We start from the raw sequence: 21,096 nt of genomic DNA, 5'->3' as shown, positions 1-21,096 counted from the left end.
CATTGCGACGCACCCGTGCGCTCCCCCAGCAATAGACGGACTTTGTTCCATTGTTGCCGGGGGAAAATCGATGACGTCGCACCTGACACACCCCGCCGCCCGACCGGAGGAAGAGAAGCCGTACCGGAAGGGATATCGTCTGCCCCCGGCGCTGCGCGCCGAGATCGCCGCTGCCCATCGGACCCGCCCCGTGCTCACCGCCTGTTGTGCGGCACTCGACGCGCTGATCGCGGTCTCGGTGGCCGTGGTGTGCGGGTGGGCTCTGGTCTCGATGAGCCTGTGGGCGGCTCTGCCCCTCGCCCTGGCCGGCTGTCTCGTCGTCGCTCGGCAGCTCCGGGCACTGGAGAATCTCACCCACGAGGCGTCGCACTACAACTGGGCCCGCCACCATCGCCGTTGGAACGACGTCCTAGGGTTCCTGCTCGTCGGCCTGCCGACCGGCGGACGACTGGCCACCTACCGTGAGAGCCACCTGCGACACCACGGCAGGTTCGGCACCAGCGACGACCCCGACCGCCGGCGTTACGCCGAACTCGACCTTGAGGGGATGCGGCGCTCGTCGGCCGCGGCGTTCACCGCGTCCGTGCTCGCCCGCGCCGTCCGGTACCAGCTCGGCTGGGTGCGCGAGGTCGGCTCCGACCTGCCGGTGACAGCCGGCATGCTGGTGTGGAGCGCGGCCTTCGTCGCCCTGCCCACATGGCTGGGCGCGGGCCTCACCGGCGCCGTCGCCGCCGAAGGGCTCTGGCTCGTCTCGGTCTTCGTCGTGCTTCCGGTGCTGAGGCTGATCGCCGAGGCCGACGAGCACGTCTACTCCGACTCCGACACCGTCTTCGACGCCACCGTCTCCAACGTCGGGCTCGTGCAGCGGGTGCTCGTCCACCCGCACGCCGACGGCTACCACACCGTCCACCACCTGTGGCCCGGCATCCCCCATCACAGCCTGCGCCGTACCCACGCGATGCTGATGGAGCGGGACCCCGAGTACGCCCGGCGGATACGGATCCGCCGGGGCGTACTCAAGATCCCTCGGGCCGCGGAGGCTACTCCAGCTCGCTGAGCAGTGCCTCCAGGGCGTCCGCGTCCGCCTGTTCGGCCTGGGAGCGGACGATCAGCTGGGCCAGGCTCTCGACCGTCGGCGACTCGAAGACCTCCCGCAGCGCCAGTTCGATCCGGAAGGTCTCCCTGATCCGGGAGACCAGCTGGGTCGCGAGCAGCGAGAAGCCGTTGAGCTCGAAGAAGGTGTGGTGGACGCCCACGCCCTTGATGTCGAGCAACTCCTCGAACACCTCGACCAGCCGGCGCTCCACCGGTGTGCGCGGCGCGACGTACAGGTCGGTGGGGTCGTCCCCGGAGGGGTCGGGCAGGCTGAGCAGGTCGTAGTCGCCGTCGGGGGTGAGCGGCAGCTGTTCGAGCATCACCAGATGCTGGGGCATCAGGAGTTCCGGGACCCGGGTGGTGAGCTGCCGGCGCAGCTCCGAGACGCTGACCGCACCCTCTTCGGCGGCGACGAAGGCGACGAGCTGCACTTGGCCGCCCGGTCCGACGACTTCGGTCACCAGGGCGTCTCGGACGGCGGGCAGGTCCCGCAGCGCCGCGACCACCTCCACCAGGTCCGTCCGGGTACCGGCCGCGACGGCGAACTCCACCGTTCCGTCGGGGAGCCGGCGCCCCAGGTCGCCGGTGTGCCGGGTCTCGGAGCGGATCTCGCCGATCTCACCGGGCGCGACGGGACGTCCCGCTGCGCTCAACAGCTCGACACGAGCGCCGTCGACGCGCGCGCCGAGGGGAACGCGCAGGGGCGCGGTCTCCGGCGACCAGTCGTCCGGCACGTCGAAAGCGGCCAGCGGACGGCCCGTGGCCGCCACCCGGTAGAGGGCGACGACCTTGCAGGAGGCCGACACGTGCCGCGCGAGCTCCACGTCGTGGGAGGTCAGCCTGGCGTCGTTGTCGACGAACACGTAGCGCAGTGCGGGCAGCCGCGCCCCGTGCGCCGCCAGCTCACGCAGTTGCGGCGGGGTCAGGTGGAGAACGCTGACGCCGCCGTCCCGCAGCCATGCGGACAGGGCCGCAGGATCACCGGCGACCGCCTCGTCCGGCACCATCAGGGTGGCACCGGCCGCCCGGGACGCGTTGAACGCGGACATCATGGCGCCGGAACCGCCGGAGAGCACGGTGAACCGGTCCTGTCGGCCCAGGTCGTACCGTCCGAGCGTCCAGTCCTCCTCGACGGGCACCACCCCGTCCCCGGGTGTTTCGAGCAGGGCGCGTACGTCGATCGCCCCCTCGGGGGTGTCTGCGCCCGGAGCCGGGTCGAGGACCGTGGTGATGAACGGGTGGTCGGTCAGGCCCGCGTCGGCCGCCACCGCCGAGAGGGGGACGCCCGCCAGAGCACAGCCGAGTGCCGCCACGGCGAAGCCCGCAGTGCGCCGCTTGATCACGGCCACGTCCCCGTCCTCGCGCACCGTGAGGCTCTGGGCGACTCGCTCGGACGCCGCGTACAGCTGCGCGTACGTCCAGGAACCGGCGCTGTCCGTCAGCGCGATCCCGTCGGGTGCGGGGAGTTGCGGACGAGGTGCCACGGCCGGGGCCTGGGCGGTCGGGACGTCCGCCTCGGGCACCTGGAGCGGGTAGTCGAGGATGCCGCGTGCCGGGTCGGCCGCGGCGCCGGTCAGCAGGGTACGCACCTGTTCGAGCAGGGCGCGCATCAGAGCGGCGTCGTACCGGTCCCGGTGGTGGACGAGTTCGAGCTTGACCGCGCTGTCGGACATGTGGGCGGTCAGGGTGAGGTCGAACTTGCTGGGCAGGGCGGGCGGCTCCACGTTCCGCACGGAGACACCGGCCAGTTCCCAGTCCTCCGAGGTGCTCTCCACCATGTTGAGGACGACCTGGAACAGGGGGGTGTGGTGGGGGTCGCGCGGTACCTGGAGTTCGTTCACGAGCACGTCGAAGGGGGTGTCCTCGTTGTGCGCGTACCCGTCGAGGGCGACCTTCCGCACCCGGCCCAGGAGCGTGTCGAAGGCGGGGGCACCGGAGAGATCGACGCGCAGCGGAAGCGTGTTGACGAAGAAGCCGATGAGGTCCGTCGTCGCCGCGTCGTTGCGTGTGGTGACCGGCACTCCGATGACCAGGTCCTCCTGGCCGGACCAGCGGCGCAGCACCGTGGTCAGCAGGGTCAGGAGCAGCATGAACGGGGTGACGCCGTGGGAGCGGCACAGCTCGTGCAGCGCAGCCGTCTCCTCGGCCGTGAGGTCCGCCCACACCCGGCCGCCCTCGGCGCCCTGGGCAGGCGTGCGCCGCCGTGCGACCGGCAGGTCGAGAGTGGCGGGGGCGCCTTCGAGGTGCTGGCGCCAGTAACCGACCTGGGCCTCCAGCTTCTCCGGGGTCAGCCATTCCCGCTGCCATGCCGCGTAGTCCCGGTACTGGACGGTGAGCGGGGTGAGTCCGGCGGCGTCGCCGTCGCCGCCCGCCTCGTACAGGCGCGACAGTTCCCCGAGGAACAGCTGGATCGACCAGGCGTCCGAGACGATGTGGTGGAGGGTGATGCTCAGCAGGTGCTCGTCGTCGGCGAGCTTGACGAGCACGCAGCGGAAGAGGGGGCCGTTCGCCAGGTCGAAGGCGGTGGAGGCCTGTTCGTCCGCGAGCTTGAGCGCCGCGCTCTCGCGGTCGCCGGCGAAGCCGCTCAGGTCCTCGGTGGTCAGGCTCCAGCCCTCGTCGGGGTCCGCCACCGATGGGACGGTGCGCCCGTCCACCACGGGGAAGGTCGTGCGCAGTGTCTCGTGCCGGGCGATGATGGCCCGGAGGCTGCGCTCAAGGGCCGCCACATCGAGGCTGCCGAACAGCCGCTGCCGTCCGTGCACGTTGTAGGCGACGGAGGAGCGCAGCTGGTCCTCCAGCCACAGCCGCCGCTGGTCGTAGGAGAGCACGGCCTCGGTGCCCGGCTCGCGCGGCTGGATCCCCGGACGGCTGGGCACCAGGGCGGCGGCGATGCGCTCGACCGTGCCGAGTTCGAAGATCTGCCGGACGGACACCTCGACGCCGAGGGTCTCGCGCAGCCTGCCGACCACCTTCGAGGCCTGCAACGACTGGCCGCCCAGGTCGAAGAAGTTGTCCTGCCGGCCGACCGCGGAGACCTCGAGGACCTCGCCCACGACGTCGGCGATGGCCTGCTCGGTGGGGGTACGGGGCGGGGCGGACCGGGCGGGTGCGTACCAGTCGGGCGCGGGCAGCTCGGTGCGGCTGATCTTCGCGGTCCGGGTGTACGGCAGGCTCGCCATGGGGACGAGGACCCTGGGCACCATGTAGTGCGGCAGGATGGCGTACAACTGGGCCCGCAGGTCCGCTTGTTCGGCCGTGCCGGTGAAGTATCCGGCGAGCTGGAGCTGTCCGGCCGGGTCGGTGACCGGGACGACGGCGGCGCCGGTGACGCCGGGCAGGGCCCGCAGCCGGGCTTCGACCTCGCCCGTCTCGATGCGGTGGCCCCACAGTTTGACCTGGCCGTCGCGGCGGCCGACGAGTTCCAGGGAGCCGTCGGGCAGCAGCCAGGCGAGGTCGCCGGTGTGGTAGCTGCGGCCCTCGGGGCCGTCGTGGAAGACGGCTGCCGTCTGGGCGGGATCGAGGTAGCCCAGTGCCAGGGACGGCCCCGAGCAGATGATCTCGCCGAAGAGCTCGGCGGGGCGGCCGTCCGCGCCCCGCAGGTGGACGTCGACGCCGGGGATCGGGCGGCCGATGGAGACCGACGCGCGAGGGAGTGCCTCGCCGGGCTGGATGACGTGCATCAGGGCGACGCTGCACTCGGTGAGTCCGTACACGTTGACGATCGTGCAGCCGGGGAGCTTCCGCCGCACGAAGGTGACGTCGTCGTGGGTGAGCTTCTCTCCGCCGTACGCGGTGGTGTGCAGGGTGTCGGGCCAGTCGGCGGCGCCGGGGGCGGTGGCGAGTTCGCGGAACGCGGTCGGGGTGGAGTGGTAGATGGTCGCCCCGGAGCGGGCCAGCGTTTCACGGACCGCTCCGGCCCCGTCCCGGCGCAGGTCCATGGGGCAGGCGGTGGCCCCGTGGACGAGCGCCGAGTAGAGGTCCTGACCGGCGCCGTCGGCGGTGTAGGAGCAGACCATGGTGAGTCGGTCGGTCTCCCGCACGCCGAGCACGTCGGCGTAGGCGTACACGTGCCGGGCCACGTTGTGGTGGCTCTGCACGACCGCCTTGGGCTGCCCGGTGGAGCCGGAGGTGAACAGGACGTACGCGACGGCGTCCGGGTCGAGCGGGGACCAGGCGTCCAGCGGAGGCGTGGTGGTGTCGTTCACGTCGAGCACGGGCCGGCCGGCCGCGATCTGCTCGGCGAGGGCCCGGTTGGCGTGATCGGTGACGATGGCGTCGGCGTCCGTGAGTTCGACGAGCTGCGCCAGACGGCCCTCGGGCGCGTTGGTGTCGAGCGGCATGTAGGCGTGGCCGCCCGCCATGATGCCGAGCATCGCCACGGGGACTTCGAGCCCCTGCCCGCAGAGGATGCCGACCCGTCCGTGGCCGGCCGCCACCCGTGCGCGCAGGGCGCCGCCCAGCACGCGCGCGCGGTGGTCGAGTTCGGCGTAGCTGAGGGTGCCGTCCGGGGTCCACAGCGCGGTCCGGTCGGGGTGGAGCGCCACCCGCTGCAGGAACCCGTCGGCCACCGTGCCGCCCTCCGGGGCGACGGACGGCGTGAGGGGGATGCCGGAGCCCTGGGTGAGGCGCAGCTCTCCCACCGGGGAGCACGGGTCGGCAGCGACCTGGGTGAGCAGGGTGACGTACTGGCCGAGCATGGCCTCGGCGGTGTCGGCCTCGAACAGGTCCTGGCTGTAGTTGAGCAGCAGGTCGACGGTGCCGTCGGGCAGGTCCTCGACGTACAGTTCCAGGTCGTACTTGGCGGGCAGCCGCTCGGGCGGGAGGTGTTCGGCGGTCAGGCCGGGCGCCGTGAACCCGGGGGCGGGCTGGTTGAGGTAGTTGAACATCACATCGAACAGCGGGGTGCGGCTCGGGCCCCGGGCGGGCAGGTCGAGCTCGTCCAGAATCGCCTCGAACGGCGCGTCCTGGTGGTCGAGGGCGTCGAGCACCGTCCGGCGGACCTGCTGGAGCAGCCCGATGAAGGAGGTGTCGTCGTCGACCTCGGCCCGCAGGACGACGGTGTGCAGGAAGAACCCGACGAGCCGTTCGAAATCGCTGTGCCCGCGGCCCGCGACGGGCGAACCGACGGCTATGTCCGTCTGCTGGCTGTGGCGGCGGAGCAGCACCAGGAAGGCCGAGAGCAGCACCATGTACGGACTGGCCGAGTGCTCCGTCCCGTGCGCGTGCAACTGCCGTGCGACGTCGGCGGGGACCCGGCGGCGGACCAGGGCGCCGCGGTAGCTCGGGCGGGCCGACCGCAACCGGTCGGTACGCAGCTCCAACGGGGCCACGCCGTCCAGCTGCCGGCCCCAGTAGGCGATGTGGGGGGCGAGCGCGCCGCTGTCCCCCGCTTCCCGCTGCCAGGCGGCGTAGTCGGCGAACTGGAGTGCCAGCTCCGGCAGTTCGGGGACGCGGTCCTGCGCCAGCGCCGTGTACGCCCGGCCGATCTCCTCGCCCAGGACGGCGAGGGACCAGCCGTCGGCGACGAGGTGGTGGACGGTGAGCAACAGGATGTGCTCGTGCGCGCCCAGTTCGGCCAGGTGGACACGGAGCAAGGGGCCCGCGCCCAGGTCGAGTCCGGACGCCGCCTCCTCGGCGAGGCCCGCCAGCTCCGACGGGCTGCTCAGCCGCGCCCGTTCGAGCCCCGCGAGCGGCGCGGGGTGGATGAGCTGCTCCAGCTCTCCGTCCGTCTCGCGGAACGTCGTGCGCAGCGCCTCGTGACGTCGGACGACGGTACGAAGCGCTTGGTCCAGGAGGTCCGGGCGGATCGCGCCGTCCAGGCGCAGCGCCCCCTGCATCAGCCAGGCCCGGTGAGCGGCGGGGTCCATCCGGCACAGGCTCCACAGCCGCCGCTGTCCGTCGGTCACCGGGGCCAGTCGGGTCCCGTCGGGACCGGGGCGGCGGGGTGTGGCGGTCGGCACGGGTCGGGTGCCGGAGTCCCGCAGCGCGGCCGCCTGTTCGGACAGGACCGAGCGCTCGAAGATCAGGCGTACGGACGCGTCCACCCCGGCACGCTCGCGCAGGCGGCTGAGCACCTGCCCGGCGAGCAGGGAGTGCCCGCCCAGATCGAAGAAGTCGTCGTCACGGGCGACGGTCTCCACCCCGAGCACCTCGCGCCAGACCTCGGCGACGAGTTCCTCGGCCGCGGTGCGGGGCGGCTCGCCCCGGCCGCCCGCCCGCACGGGTGCGGGCAGGGCGTGCCGGTCGACCTTGCCGTTGGGGGTGCGCGGAATGGCGTCGAGCACGACGAAGACGGACGGCATCATCGCGTCGGTCAGGGTTCGGCGCAGCTGGTCGCGCAGCTCGCCGTGGTCGATGGGGGCGGGCGCCTTGGCGGTCACGTAGCCGACCAGGCGGTCACCGTGCATCGTGGCGACGGCGTCGTCCACCTCGGGACGGCGGCGCAGGGCCGCCTCGATCTCGCCCAGCTCGACGCGCTGCCCGCGCACCTTGACCTGGAAGTCCTGGCGCCCCAAGTAGGCCAGTTCGCCGTCCGGACGGTACCGGACCAGGTCACCGGTCCGGTACATCCGCCGACCCGGGACGAACGGGTCGGCGACGAACCGTGCGGCGGTCAGGGCCGGGCGGTTGAGATAGCCGCGGGCCAGGCCCGACCCGCTGAGGTACAGCTCGCCGACGGCACCCACCGGCACCGGGCGGAGCTCGCTGTCCAGCACGTAGGCCCGCTCGTGCGGGAGCGGCAGTCCGATGGCCGGGTGCCGTTCGCCGCGGGCGATGCGGGAGAAGGTCGCATAGGTGCTGTCCTCGCTCGGGCCGTAGAGGTTGTACACCGCCTCGACGTGACCGGTGGCGTACAGGTCCTCCGCGAGAGCGCCGGGCACGGCCTCGCCGCCGAGGCCGATCACCTTGGGCGTGCCGCGCAGGCCGCCGCCGGCGACCAGTTCCCGTGCGGCGGAGGGCACCGTGCAGATCAGGGTCACGTCGGGGGCGTCCGGCGCGAGCAGGGCGAGCGGATCGTCCACGACGACGACCGTCCCGCCCGCGCTGAGCGGGCCGAAGAACTCGAAGACCGACACGTCGAAACAGATCGACGTGGACGCGAGCACCCGCGACAACTGGTGGGCGGTGTACTCGTGCAGTCCCCAGCGCACCATCTCGACGGTGCTCGCATGGGTGAGCATGACGGCCTTCGGGTTGCCGGTCGAACCCGAGGTGTACAGGACGTAGGCGAGGGAGTCGGGTCGCGCGCCGGGGTCGGTGACCGGTGTCACCGGCTGCCGGCCCAGGGCCTCGTGGTCGAGTGCGGCAAGGACCGTGCGGGCGCCGCTGTCCTGGCGCATGAACGCGATGCGCGCGGCCGGGTAGGCCGGGTCGAGCGGAAGGTAGGCGGCGCCGGCCTTGAGGATGCCGAGCATCGCCACGGCGAGGTCGATGGTGCGCGGCAGTTGGATGCCGACGATGTCCCCCGCACCCGTGCCGCCGGCCCGCAGGAGATGGGCGAGCTGGTTGGAGCGCTCGTCCAGCTGACGGTAGGTGAGACGCTGCCGGGCGTCGGTGACCGCGGGTTCGTCCGGCACCCGGGCGACCTGCGCGGCGAACAGATCGGTGAGGCGGGCCGGTGCGGTCTCGGGCTGGGGACCGGCGCCCCACCGGGCGAGGAACGCGCGGTCCTCGGCGGTGTGCGGGTCGAGATGCGCGGCGGGCCGGTCCGGGGCCGCGAGCGCCTCGGCGAGCAGCACGTGCAGCCGCTCGGCCATCCGGCCCGCGCCGGGCGCGTCGAAGAGGTCGGCGTTGTAGTCCCACGTGCCCCACAGCTGTTCACCGTCACGCCAGAGGTGGAGCTCGACGTCGTGCGGAGTGGCCTGGCGCGGCAGCCGCACCGGTCGCAGCGGGGAGTCGCCGAGCCGGGCGGTGCCGAGCGCTCCGTGGTAGACGAAGTGGGTGCGGAACAGGGGCGAGCGGTCCGTGCTGCGGTCGGCGGCGAGGGCGGCGACGACGTCCTCGAACGGAGCGTCACGGTGCGCGAGGGCGGCGAGACCGGTGTCCTTGGCGCGGCGTACCAGGTCGCGGAAGGTGGGGCGGCCCGACAGGTCGGTGCGCAGCACCAGCGGGTTGGCGAGCAGCCCGACGACGCCGTGTGCACCGGGGCGGGCGCGGCCGCCTTCGGCCGTGCCCACGCCGAAGTCGCTCTGCCCGGTGTGGCGGCCGAGGAGCAGCTGGTAGGCGGCGAGGAGAACCACGAAGAGGGTGGTGCCCTCCTCCTTCGCGAGCCCTTCGGCCGCGGCCACCAGCCCGGTCGGCAGGTCCACCGGTACCGAGCCGGCCTCCAGGCCGGTGTCCGCCGTGCGCGGCCGGTCGGTGGGCAGGTCGAGGAGGGGCAGCCCGGCCAACTGTTCCTTCCAGTAGGAGAGGTGGCCGGGGTCGGCCACCGCGGTGGGGGCGTCGGCCGGTGGGAGCGGCAGTGCGCCGCCGCCGTAGAGGTGTTCCAGCTCCCCGAAGAGGACACCGAGCGAGCCGCCGTCGCACACCAGGTGGTGTGCGACGAACACGAGGAGGTGCTCGTCGTCGGCCAGCCGGATGCCGTGCACGCGCACGAGAGGGGCCTGGGCCAGGTCGAAGGGGGCGGCGGCGGTGTCCGCAGCGAGCTGCTCCGCGGCACCGGGGTCGTCGCGCAGGTCGGTCCAGAGCGTGACCGGTCCGGTCGGCTCCGCGTGCACGGTGCGGACGGGGCCCCGCGGCCCCGCGTGGAAGGAGCTGCGCAGCGCTGGGTGACGGACGGTCAGTACCGTGACCGCCTCGTCCAGACGGTCGTGGTCGAGCGGTCCCGTGTGCCGGGCCGCGAAGACGAGGTTGAAGGCGGGGGTGTGCGGGTGTAGCTCCTCGAAGAGCCAGATGCCCTGCTGGGCGCGGCTCAGCGAGGCGGGTCCGTTCGTGCTCCGGGCCTCGCGCCAGCGGGCCACCAGGTTTCGTCCAGTCGTCAGGTCCATCACGCCGCCGCCTCGCCCTTGATCACCGAAAGGACGCGGTCGAGTATCGCGTCCTCCGCCCGCCCTTCGGCGAGCCATTCCCTCACCAACTCGTTCGCCACGTCTTGCGGGGTCGTCGCCGAGAGCACCGTCCCCAGGGGCACCGGCAGGTGCAGCGCGTCCTCCAGAACCGCCGCGGACTCGGCGGCCAGCACCGAGTCGAGGCCGAGATCGATCAGGCCGTCCGTCGGCCGGCACTGCGGAAGATCGCGGACCGCCGCGACGATCCCGCAGATCAGCGTGGTCAGTTCGGTCACCGCGGCCGACGTCGGCCGGTCGGCGGAGAGTGCGGCGAGCCTGCCCGGATCGTCGACGACCGCGGCGCCGAACGCTCCCGACAGGAACTCCACCCGGCACTGCGACCGCCTGACCTTCCCGCTCGACGTGCGGGGGACGGTACGCGGCGGCACCAGGACCACCATCCCGAGGGGCAGCCCGGTGCCCGCGAGCACGGCCGCGCGCACCCGCGAGGCAAGCTCCGCGGTCCGCTCACCGCGCACCTCCATGACCAGGACCGGGCCCGGTGAGGCCCCGTCGACCAGGAACGCCGCCGCGATGCCGGCCCGGCGGCCGAGCAGTTCCAGGGCGGGCGCCTCGACGTCCGACGCGTGGTGGTTGGCGCCCCGGAAGACGATCACGTCCTTGGCCCGTCCGGTGACGGTCAGCTCGCCCGCCCGCAGCCGGCCGAGGTCACCGGTGCGCAGGAACGTCTCGCCGTCCAACTCGCCGAAGAGACCCGAGGAGTCGGCGCCGAGGTAGCCGGGGGTGACGTGCGGGCCGGCGATCCATATCTCGCCCTCCTGGCCCTCCTGGCGCGGCGTGGCCGTGTCCGGGTCCACGACGGCGACGCGCTGCCCGGTCACGGGGGAGCCGCAGCTGACGGCGGCGTCCTGCGTCGGCCCCGACCAGTGGCCCGCGCTGACGATCAGCGTCGCCTCCGCCAGCCCGTAGCAGGGCACGAACGCCGCCGGGTCGAAGCCGACCGGCGCGAAACGCTTGGCGAACGCGTCCATGGTCTGCTGTTTGACCGTCTCGCCGCCGCTGAAGGCCACGCTCCAGCCCGACAGGTCCAGCCCCTCCAGAGCGGCGTCGTTGTGCGCCCGCCGCACACACAACTGGTACGCGAAGTCCGGCCCGCCGCTGACCGTGACGCCGTGCTCGGTGATCTGCCGCAACCAGGACAGCGGAGCCTTGAGGAAGTCCTCCGGGGGCATGACCCGGACCGGAATGCCCGCGGACATGGGCGCGAGCAGCCCACCGATGAGCCCCATGTCGTGGTACGGCGGCAGCCATGTCATGCCCCGCGAGGAGGCGTTGAGGCCGAACGCCTCCGCGATGGCCGACGTGTTCGCCGCGATGCTGTCGTGGCGAACCAGTACACCGCGGGGGCGTCCGGTGCTGCCCGAGGTGTACTGGACGACGGCGACCTGCTGGTGCTCGGCGCCCGCCGGACGGAACCAGGACGTGCCGTCGGCCTCCGGGCCGGGGACGGTCAGTGAGGTCGCCGCCGGGATGTCGGAGTGGTGTTCGGGGGCGAGGACGACCGAGGGGCGGGCGTCCTCGACGATGCCCGACAGCCGCTTGCGGTCCGGGAGCGACGACTGGTTCGGCGGGTAGGCGGGGATCACCGGCCGGCCGGCCAGCATCGCGGCGAAGACGGCGACCACGTACTCCAGGCCGGCGGGGTAGAGCAGCAGCACCGGGCCGTCACCACAGCGGGCCAGTTGCCCGGCCAGGGCAGCGGCCCGGCCGGCCAGCGCACCGTGGCTCAGCACCGTGGTCCGCCCGTCCTGGCCGACGAGTTCATAGGCGGTGGCGTCCGGGTCCCGGTCGGCCCGGGAGCGGAGTATGTCGACCAGGAGGTTCGTGCGGTCGATCATCAGGTGGCCCTCCCGAGCATGTGATTCCGACGGTCTGACCGGAGGATTCGGCAGACCGGACACGGCCCCCGTACGCAGCGGGCACACGGCTGGCACAGCGGTCTGCGCCGGGGGCCTGAGAACGAGTGGTTCGTGGCCCGCGCCGGGGGCCGGTGCGCTGTCCCGCCCGTGGTCCGGCGAGGCTCGACATGGGCGGCAGCCCACACCATGCCCAGGAAGGTAATCGCCGCTGAGAGGGGGCGGGCGTCCCATAAAGGGGGGATGCACCCGGCGCGGCCCGATCCGTGAACATGGCTGTCAGCACGGTCCATTGGGCGCCGGTACGCCTTGAAATGGAATGGGGACTGCGCCCTGAGCGGCGTGATTCCCTTCCCGACTCAACATAAACCGTGGATGGGGCAGTCGCGCATGCGCAGGTTCACCGTGATTTGGGCGAGCAGCCTGGTGACGATGGTCGGTACGGCACTGACCGGGTTCGCCCTCGGGGTGTGGGTCTATCTCGAGACCGACTCGACGACCCAACTCGCCCTCACCTTCGTGCTGGCCTTCCTGCCCGGCATCCTGTTCTCACCGCTGGCCGGTGCACTCGTGGACCGCTGGGACCGGCGACGCATCCTGCTCGTCTCCGACGCGGTGGGCATCGGCACCACCCTGACCCTGGGCCTGCTCCACACGGCCGGTCATCTGGAGCCGTGGCACATCTTCGTCACCACCGCGATCCGGTCGTTGCTGCGGGCCATGCAGGTTCCGGCGCTCAACTCAATCGTCGTGCTGCTGGCGCCCAAGGAGCAGATCGGCCGGGCCAACGGCCTGATGGGGGTCGCCAACGCCGTCAGCCAGACCGTGGCACCGGCGGTCGGTGGCGCGCTCATGCTGGGAATCGGGCTGGGCGGCGTGCTGTTCATCGACTGCGCGACGTTCTTCCTCAACATCGTGGTCCTCTTCCTCACGCGCATCCCCACCCCGCCGCCGTCGAAGGCCGGCATCGAGGGCAAGGGGTCGCTGCGCAGCGAGATCCGTCAGGGCTGGCGAGTCCTGACGAGCAGCCGCGCGCTGATCACCCTCGCCCTGTTCTACGCGGCGCTCGACCTCAGTGTCGGCTTCGTCGACATCCTCATCACACCCATGGTGATCGGCTTCGCGTCGGTCTCCGCTCTCGGCGTGGTCCTCACCATCGGCGGTATCGGGCTGGTCCTCGGCAGCGTCACCATGGCGTCCTGGGGCGGCCCCCGGCGCCGCATCCACGGAACCGCGGGCTTCGCGATCCCGCTGGGTCTGTTCCTCTGCCTCGGGTCGCTGCGCCCCAGCGTCACCCTCGTGGCGATCGCGGCGTTCGGCTTCATGTTCTGCTCGATGATCATTGACGGCACGTCACGCAGCATCATCGGCACCGAAGTGGAACCCGACCTGCAGGGCCGGGCGTTCGCCGCGTTCAACATGGTGACCAACACCGTTCTGTGCACCAGCTACCTCCTCGCGGGGCCGATCGCCGACCACGTCTTCGAACCCCTGCTCGCGAAGGACGGTGCGCTCGCGGGAAGCGTCGGCGGCCTCCTGGGGACCGGCGAGGGACGCGGCATGGCCTTCCTGTTCGGGCTGCTCGGGCTGCTGGTCCTGGCGACGGCCATCGCGGGCTATCTGACCCCGGGCCTGCGGGGGCTGTCGGACCAGGTGGCGAAGCCCGCCGCGGAGGACTCCGCCGAGCAGACGGACCCGAGCCCGGACGGCGCCCCCGACCAGGAAGCGGCGGCCGGCCCGGCACCCCAGCCGGTCTCCGACCGATGACCTGCGGCAAGAAGGAACGAAGGGGCACCACGGATGCACATCATGAACCCCACGGACGCCACGGGCGACGGACACCCGCTGCGGATACCGCTCGGAGCCACGGGCTGGGACCTGTGGGGTGACGCCGCGCTGCGCAGTGCGGGGTTCCCCGCCGAGCGGATCACCGAGCTGTGCGACGTCGAACTCGCCGCCGCCGCCGACCGGTTCGACGATCGGGAGGAGGGGTCCCGCGAGCGCTACGCGAAGGAGTTCGAGGCCGCTGCCGAACGGCTCAGCGCGGTGGTTCGCAGGAACGCCGCCGATCCGGCCTTCCGCGAGGCCGTCACCTGGCAGAACCCGGCGCTCATCCACAACTGCCTGGACAAGGCGGCCGCCGGTGAACCCCGGAACGTGCGCGGCCGCTACCACGAGCAGACGATCGTCACCTACCTCCAGCGATACTGCCTGAAGAACGACACGGTCGGCTTCTTCGGTCCGGTCGGCTGGGCCGAGATCAGCCCGGAGACGACCGGTCTGTCGGTCACGCCCGGTCCCGCGCTCGTGGGCCGTCGCACCACCTACTTCGAGGGCTGGGCCGTCGAGGCCGTGGCCCGCACGGTCGGAGCCCGCCGCGAGGTGCTGCCCTGGCTGACCCCGCGGGTCGTTCCCTCCGCCTCGCTCACCGGCTGGACGATCCAACTGCCCTTCCGCAAAGCGATCACCCTGACCGCGCAGGAAGTGCGGGTGCTCGGCCAGTGCGACGGCCGGCACACCGTGGGCGACATCGCGGGCACCCCGTTCGACCTGGACACCGTGACCGCTCTGCTGCGCCTGCGCGATCTCGAAGTCATTCGCATCGATCTCGCGGGCGGACTCGTCCCCGAGCCCGAGCGGGACCTCGCCGACCGCATCGCCCGGCTCGGCGACCCGGCCGTGCGACAGCGCGCCGAGCAGCCGCTCCACGAACTCGTCGCCGCCCGCGCCGAGGTGGCCGCCTCGGCCGGGGACCCGGACCGGCTGCTGCGGACCACCCGGCACCTCGCGGCCGAGTTCGAACGCCTCACCGGGTCCTCGTCCACGCGCCGCGCCGGTGGCACCTACGCAGGACGGACGCTGGTCTACGAGGACACCGTCCGCGACCTGGATCTCCGGATCGGCCGCGACGTGATCGACCGGCTGTCCGTGCCCCTCGGGCTCCTGCTCGACAGCGCGCGCTGGCTGGCCAACAGCATCGCCGAACGGTACCGCGCACGGGCCCGCCGGGTACTCGACCGCGAGCTGGAGCGGAGCGGCGCCGAGGCGATACCGTTGCTGCAGATACTCACGGCGCTCCTCCCGGAGGTCGCCCGGCTCTCCACGGACGACCTCCCCTCGGAACTGGTCGACGGGGTGGTCGCGGAGTTCCGCGAGCGCTGGCGCCGCGTCGTCGACCTGCCCCTGGACTCCTTCGCCGACACGCGCCGGCACACGGTCGGCGCCGCGGACATCGCCGGTCGGGTGGCCCAGGAGTTCGCGACCGGGGCACCGCTGTGGAGCTGCGCCCGCTGGAACTCGCCCGACATCATGTTCCTGACGGAGGGTCCGGAGGCCGCCGAACGCGGGGACGTGGACTTCGTCCTCGGCGAGATGCACTGCTCCATCAACACCCTGGAGAGCCAGCTCTTCGTCTCCCAGCACCCCGACTCCGCGCGCCTGCGGGACAGTGCGGCCGCCTCGGGCATGGACAGTCGGGTGGTCATCATTCCCCGGATGGACGCCGTCCAGACCACGTCGCGGATGGCCCGGGCGACCGAGCTGAGGCTGCCGGGGTACACCTATCTGTCGATCGGCTCCGACTCCTTCGACGCGCCCCCGGGAGCGACCACCCTCTCGGTCGCGGACCTGATCGTGGAGCGAAAGGGCGACGACGGACTGCTCGTGCGCCACCGGACCGACGGCCGGGAGTACTCGTTCCTGGAAATGATCGGCGAACCGCTGTCGCTCCTCGTCGCGAACGCGTTCAGCCCGTTCGGCGGGGCGGGTCACCGCCCCAGGATCAGCATCGACCGGCTCGTCGTCGAGCGCGAGGCATGGACCTTCCAGGCGGCGGACTGCGACTGGGCGTTCATCAAGGACGAGCGGCGGCGGTACGCGGCCGCACGCGCCTGGCGGGCCCGACACCATCTGCCCGAGCGCGGTTTCTACCGGGTGCCGGTCGAACGCAAGCCGATCGCGGTCGACTTCCGCAGTCTCGCGCTGGTGAACCTGTTGGCGAAATCCGTCCGCAGGACCGCCGAGGCCGACGGCGGCGGGTTCACGCTCTCCGAGATGCTCCCCGACGTGGACCGGCTCTGGCTGCGTGACCACGTCGGTCAGCCGTACACCGCCGAACTGCGGGTTGTCGCCGTCGATGCCGCCCGCCGGTGACCTGTTCCCTCCCACCCCCGTCACGAGGTACAACCATGCAGGCCATGCTCGTTCTTCGGAGACGGATACCGGCCCTGGCCGCGTTCCTGCTCCTGCTCCTCACCTCCGTCGCGGCCACGCTGCCGCTTCTCACGCCCGACGCCCGGTCGGTCTCCACCGCCAAGGAGGACTTCTCGGCGGCCCGCGCGATCGGCAGACTCGACCACATCGCGAAGGTCCCGCACCCCACCGGTTCAGCCGCGCAGAAGGACGTACGCACCTACCTCCAGGATGAGCTGCGGGCGCTGGGGCTCACACCCGAGGCGCTGACCCGGGTCGCCGTCCGGGGCGTCGACGACGCCCCCGCCAACGCCGGCACGGTCACCGACATCCACGCCACGATCCCCGGCAAGCAGTCCACCGGCCGCATCCTGCTCGTCGCCCACTACGACTCGGTGCCGACGGGCCCCGGCGCCGCCGACAACGGCGCCAACGTCGCTGCGATCCTGGAGATCGTCGGCGCGCTCAAGGCCGGACCACAGCTCCGCAACGACGTCGAAGTCCTCTTCACGGACGGCGAGGAGAACGGACTGCTCGGCGCGCAGGCCTTCGTGGACGCGGAGGCCGGGACCCGGCAGGCCGCCGCCCCGGAGCGGACCGTCGTGATCAACATGGAGGCCCGGGGCGTCTCCGGGCCCGCCGTGATGTTCCAGATGGCGGGCGGGGGCATCACCTCCGCCGTGCGGGCGTCGGGAGCGTTCACCACGTCACTCGCCGACGAGGTCTACCGGCTGCTGCCGCACGACACGGACCTGACGGTCTTCGACGAGGCCGGCATGCGGGGTCTCAACTTCGCCTTCATGGGAGGCTCCCCGCACTATCACACCGACCACGACGACATCGCCCGGCTCGACCCCACGTCCGTACAGGACATGGGCGACAGCGCGCTCGGCGCAGTCCGGCAACTGGGCGGCGACGACCTCGCCGGGAGCAGTTCAGCCGCCACGTACTTCTCCCTGTTCGGCACGCTCGTGTCCTACCCGGCGTGGCTGGTCCTGCCGCTCGCCGTGGTGGCGCTGCTGGCCGTACTGCTGCTCCTGCGGTTCGGCCGCCGTGCGGGACTCGCCCCCCGCGGCGTCGGACGGGCCGCCGCCACGTTCCCGCTGACGCTGATCGGCGCGGCGGTACTCGGGGTGGCCGCCTGGTGGGTGCTGGCACAGTTCCGTCCGGACTTCGTGCTCACCGCCGGCAGCGTCTACCACCTGGGCCGCTACGCCGTGGGGGAGACGCTGCTGCTCCTGGTCCTGCTCGTCGCCTGGTACCGGTGGGCCCGCCGCAAGGCGTCAGCGCTCGACGTCACGGTGGCCGTGCTCTGCTGGTTCACGCTTCTCGCCCTGGTGTGCGCCGTACTGCTGCCCGGAGCCGCCTACCTCTTCACCTGGCCGGCCCTGATCGGCCTCGCCGCCGTCGCCGCGACCCTGCGGTACACGGCCGAGAGCTCTCCCTGGCGGACCGTGTCCGGGGCGACGGCAGCGGTACCGGCCGTCGCCCTCGTCCTGCCGGTGGTCCTCATGCTGCTGCCCACGCTGGGTCTGTCGGCCGTGGCCGTCCCGCTGGTCCTGGCGGCGCTCGTGGTGGGCGCACTCCTGTGCGTGGTGGAACCGCTGCCGCGGCGCCGGGTGGCCACCGCGGTGATGCTGACGGCGGCGGTGGCGGGCGCGGCCACGCTCGGCGTGAGCGCCGCTCTCGACGGCTACAGCGCCGACGAGCCCAAGGCGGTCAGCCTCGGGTACGTGCTCGAGTCCGACACGGGCAAGGCGACGTGGGTCAGCCTCGGCGACACCTCCGAGCCCACGGTCGGCAAGTTCCTCGACGGGGACCCCGTTCGTTACGACGACCGGGTTCCGCCGCTGTCCGGCGTCGCGCTGCCGAACGGCGAGGCGAAGGCCGCCCGGCTTGACCTTCCGCGCGTCGATGACGCTTCGGCGGCCGAGGACGGCGGCGTGCGCACGGTACGGATGCGTATCAAGGCGCCCGCGGACAGCTACAGCCTCGCCGTGTACGCCGACACCAGGGGCCACGAGATCCTCGGCGCATCCGTCGAAGGGAGAAAGATCCCCGGGGGGCGCAACCACACGCAGGGCGCGTGGGGTTGGGGTGTCACCTACGCGGCGCCACCGGCGGACGGACTCGACATCGTCGTCCGCGCGCGGGGCGAGGGCCCGCTGCCGCTGCGCGTGGTGACCAGCGAGGTCGGCCTCCCCGACGGGGTCGGCGCACCCACCTTGGGCGCCGACCAGAGCTGGGCGGGCTGGCCGTCGGTCGCGGGTCAGACCTTCGTCGTACGGACCTTCAAGCGCTGAGAGTCCGTACGGGAGGGGAGGCGGTCCGGCCGGCACGCCACGTGTCCGGCCGGACCGCATGCCTCATGTCCGCGCGGGACGGCGGGCACCGGTCGTGTCCGCGGGAGACCTCGACGGTGTCCCCCGGACCGTGTCCACCCTCGTCCGCGGTCCCGTCAGCGTGGGGACGAGGCGGGTGCGAGGTCCCGGTAGGCCTCGGCCATCGTCTGCACGGCCTTGTGGACCGTCTCGAACGGCCGGGCCAGCGAGATCCGGATGTAGCGCAGACCGCTCTCCGGGTCGGCCCAGTGGAAGGGCGCGCACGGCAGCACGTGGACGCCGCGCACGAGCATCTCCTTGTGCAGGACCGCCGAGTCGGGGCCTTCCTCGGGGAGTTCGATGCGAGCCACGCTGATCTGCGAGTCCGGGTCGGCGAGTTGCAGGCCGACCCGGCCGATCGTCTCCTTGACCGTGGCCCGGTTGCGCTCGACCAGGTCGCGCGCCCGCTCGTAGCCGCCGTCGACCCAGTCCCCGGCCAGGTCCGTGATGAGCTGCAGGACGACCGGGGAGGCCGCGAGCAGCGATTCGGAGAAGGCGTACTCGATCGGCAGTTCGGTGCGCTCGCTGTAGGCGAGCATGCCGATCTTCAGCTCGTGCGTCGGCCACAGCTTGCCGGTGTCCTCGATGGTGATCCAGGCGCAGCCCGCGGCGTCGAGCACCGCGTAGGTGTCGTACTGCGCGTCGCGGACCTGACCGCGGAAGCTGGCGTCGATGATGACCGTCTGGTTGTTCCGCGCGGCGTGTTCCGCCAGGGACTTGAGGTGTCCCTCGGGGGTGATCAGTCCGGTCGGGTTGTTGGGCAGCGTCACCACGATCGCGTCGACCGGGGCGCCCGGCCACCTCTTGGCGAGGAGGTCCTCCTCGGACATCGGGACGAGTTGGAGACCGCGGGTCCTCAGCAGGTCGGCGATGTTGTCGAACGTCGGGTGCAGCACCGCGACCGTCGCCCCCGCCGGCAGCGCGCGGGCGACGATGTCCGTGGCGAGCGTCGACGAGTAGCAGCTGAGGATCCGTCCGGTGCCGACCGGCGCGGTGTGCTGGCCGACCGCGCTGAAGAACGCCTTGTGGGCCGCGAGTTCGATCTCGGAGAACGGTCGACGGGTGGCCGCCACGAACATTTCGGGAATGCGGGCGACAATGTCGGACTGCTGTGGTGTGAGAACGAGCCGGGCGTGTCCGTCTGTGAGGTTGAGCCCACCGTCGACGTCCATCAGCGCGTCAACTTCCATTGTCGTCAGATTGACAATTTCGGTCATCCTCAGCCCTTCAATAGGTCCCCGGATGCCTTCTGCTCGTCGTATTGATGAACCGATTCGGACGTCACGAAAGCGCGATTGGGCTCCGTAGGAACTGTCACGTTGCCGAAAATATAGGGAGGGTCGAGCCCTGTGCGCCTGTCCCCTCTAAGGGGGACCGCGAGCCTTTCCCCTCCGCGCCTAGACTTCCATCCGTTCACGTCGGACCGCAGGTGGAGAGCACCGGCGGCGGGAAGGTGGAGGACGAAAGCCATGCACGACCTGGCGCTCACACCCGAGGACAACGCGGCGCTCACGCCGATGCTTGCCGGGCTGGCGGCGACGTACGACACGATCGAGAATCCCGAGCTCATCCGCCGGGCTCCCGTGCTCGCGAAGGCGCTGCCCGCCCACCTCTTGTCGTTTCTCGAGGAATTCCGCTTCGAGGAGCCGTCGGCACTCTGCCGGATCTCCGGTCTGGGCGTGGACGAGGCCGAGTTGGGCTCGACGCCCGAGCATTGGCGCGACAGCCAGTCGGACTCGCCGGCCTTCCGCCAGGAGATCTTCTTCCTGCTGTGCGCCACCGCCCTCGGCGACGTCTTCGGATGGGCGACGCAGCAGGACGGCCGCATCATGCACGACGTTCTACCGATCAAGGGCCACGAGAACTACGAGATCGGTTCCAACAGCCTTCAGCACCTCTCGTGGCACACGGAGGACGCCTTTCATCCCTGCCGGGGCGACTATGTGGCGCTGATGTGCCTCAAGAACCCGGACGCGGTGGCGACGGTCGTGTCGACCGTGCCGGACATCGATTGGTCACACGTCGACGTGGACGCCCTGTTCGAGGCGGAGTTCACCGTCATGCCCGACAATTCGCACCAGCCGCAGCAGGGCCTGGCGTCCTCCGGCGACCCGGGCATCGACGCGCTCCGCGAGCGCAGCTTCCGGCTCATCCAGGAGTGGAACGACAACCCGCAGAAGCGGCCCCTGCTCTACGGGGACCGCCGCGACCCGTACATGGCCCTCGATCCGTACCACATGGATCCCTCGGGATGGACGGACCGCAGCCAGCAGGCGTTCCAGCAGCTGTGCCAGGAGATCGAGAGGGCGATGAATGACGTCGTGCTGCTCCCTGGCGACCTGGTCTTCATCGACAACTTCCGCTCGGTGCACGGCCGCAAGTCGTTCCAGGCCCGCTACGACGGGTCGGACCGCTGGCTGAAGAGGCTCAACATCACGCGCAACCTGCGGGGTTCGCGGGCCTGGCGTCCCGCGACCGGCGACCGCGTCATCTACTGATACCGAT

The 21,096-nt window shown here is 71.8% G+C and carries 8 protein-coding genes; 5 read left to right on the top strand and 3 right to left on the bottom strand.

Annotated features, from left to right (window positions below; translation table 11 throughout):
- The first annotated feature begins 70 nt into the window (after positions 1-70).
- The gene (locus tag ACFYOU_RS15705; protein WP_391306138.1) at positions 71-1,057 is read left to right on the top strand and encodes a fatty acid desaturase; all 987 of its coding nucleotides are present in this window, start codon (positions 71-73) and stop codon (positions 1,055-1,057) included.
- Here the strand turns inward: ACFYOU_RS15705 and ACFYOU_RS15700 are convergent.
- Together ACFYOU_RS15700 and ACFYOU_RS15695 are read right to left on the bottom strand one after the other, a co-directional pair.
- The gene (locus ACFYOU_RS15700) at positions 1,041-10,082 is read right to left on the bottom strand and encodes an amino acid adenylation domain-containing protein (RefSeq protein WP_391306136.1); all 9,042 of its coding nucleotides are present in this window, start codon (positions 10,080-10,082) and stop codon (positions 1,041-1,043) included. The two genes, ACFYOU_RS15705 and ACFYOU_RS15700, sit on opposite strands and share 17 nt — an antisense overlap.
- Positions 10,082-12,001: an AMP-binding protein gene (locus tag ACFYOU_RS15695; protein ID WP_391306133.1), complete on the bottom strand. Its 1,920-nt coding sequence runs from the start codon at positions 11,999-12,001 to the stop codon at positions 10,082-10,084. The genes ACFYOU_RS15700 and ACFYOU_RS15695 overlap by 1 nt, the downstream gene beginning before the upstream one ends.
- Positions 12,002-12,394: 393 nt before the next feature.
- On the opposite strand from ACFYOU_RS15695, the gene ACFYOU_RS15690 reads away from it, so the two are divergent.
- The 3 genes from ACFYOU_RS15690 to ACFYOU_RS15680 are packed head-to-tail and all read left to right on the top strand — an operon-like array spanning position 12,395 to position 18,513.
- Positions 12,395-13,786, top strand: coding sequence for an MFS transporter (locus tag ACFYOU_RS15690; protein ID WP_391306131.1), 1,392 nt, complete (start codon positions 12,395-12,397; stop codon positions 13,784-13,786).
- 42 nt (positions 13,787-13,828) lie between these two features.
- Positions 13,829-16,171: a lantibiotic dehydratase gene (locus ACFYOU_RS15685; RefSeq protein WP_391306130.1), complete on the top strand. Its 2,343-nt coding sequence runs from the start codon at positions 13,829-13,831 to the stop codon at positions 16,169-16,171.
- Between the two features lie 44 nt (positions 16,172-16,215).
- The gene (locus ACFYOU_RS15680; protein ID WP_391306128.1) at positions 16,216-18,513 is read left to right on the top strand and encodes a M20/M25/M40 family metallo-hydrolase; all 2,298 of its coding nucleotides are present in this window, start codon (positions 16,216-16,218) and stop codon (positions 18,511-18,513) included.
- A 155-nt stretch (positions 18,514-18,668) separates the two neighbouring features.
- Here ACFYOU_RS15680 and ACFYOU_RS15675 read toward each other — a convergent pair whose 3' ends face one another.
- Positions 18,669-19,808 carry an aminotransferase class I/II-fold pyridoxal phosphate-dependent enzyme gene (locus tag ACFYOU_RS15675; protein ID WP_391306126.1) on the bottom strand — a complete coding sequence of 380 codons (1,140 nt, stop codon included), beginning with the start codon at positions 19,806-19,808 and terminating at the stop codon, positions 18,669-18,671.
- Between the two features lie 252 nt (positions 19,809-20,060).
- Between ACFYOU_RS15675 and vioC the strand changes: the two genes are divergently transcribed.
- Positions 20,061-21,089, top strand: coding sequence for an arginine beta-hydroxylase, Fe(II)/alpha-ketoglutarate-dependent (gene vioC / locus ACFYOU_RS15670; RefSeq protein ID WP_391306124.1), 1,029 nt, complete (start codon positions 20,061-20,063; stop codon positions 21,087-21,089).
- The last annotated feature ends 7 nt before the right edge of the window (positions 21,090-21,096 follow it).

The organism is Streptomyces sp. NPDC005955 (assembly GCF_042871255.1).
Lineage (GTDB): Bacteria > Actinomycetota > Actinomycetes > Streptomycetales > Streptomycetaceae > Streptomyces.
Note: the sequence above shows the minus strand (reverse complement) of the source record. Positions and strands in the feature narration are given on the sequence as shown.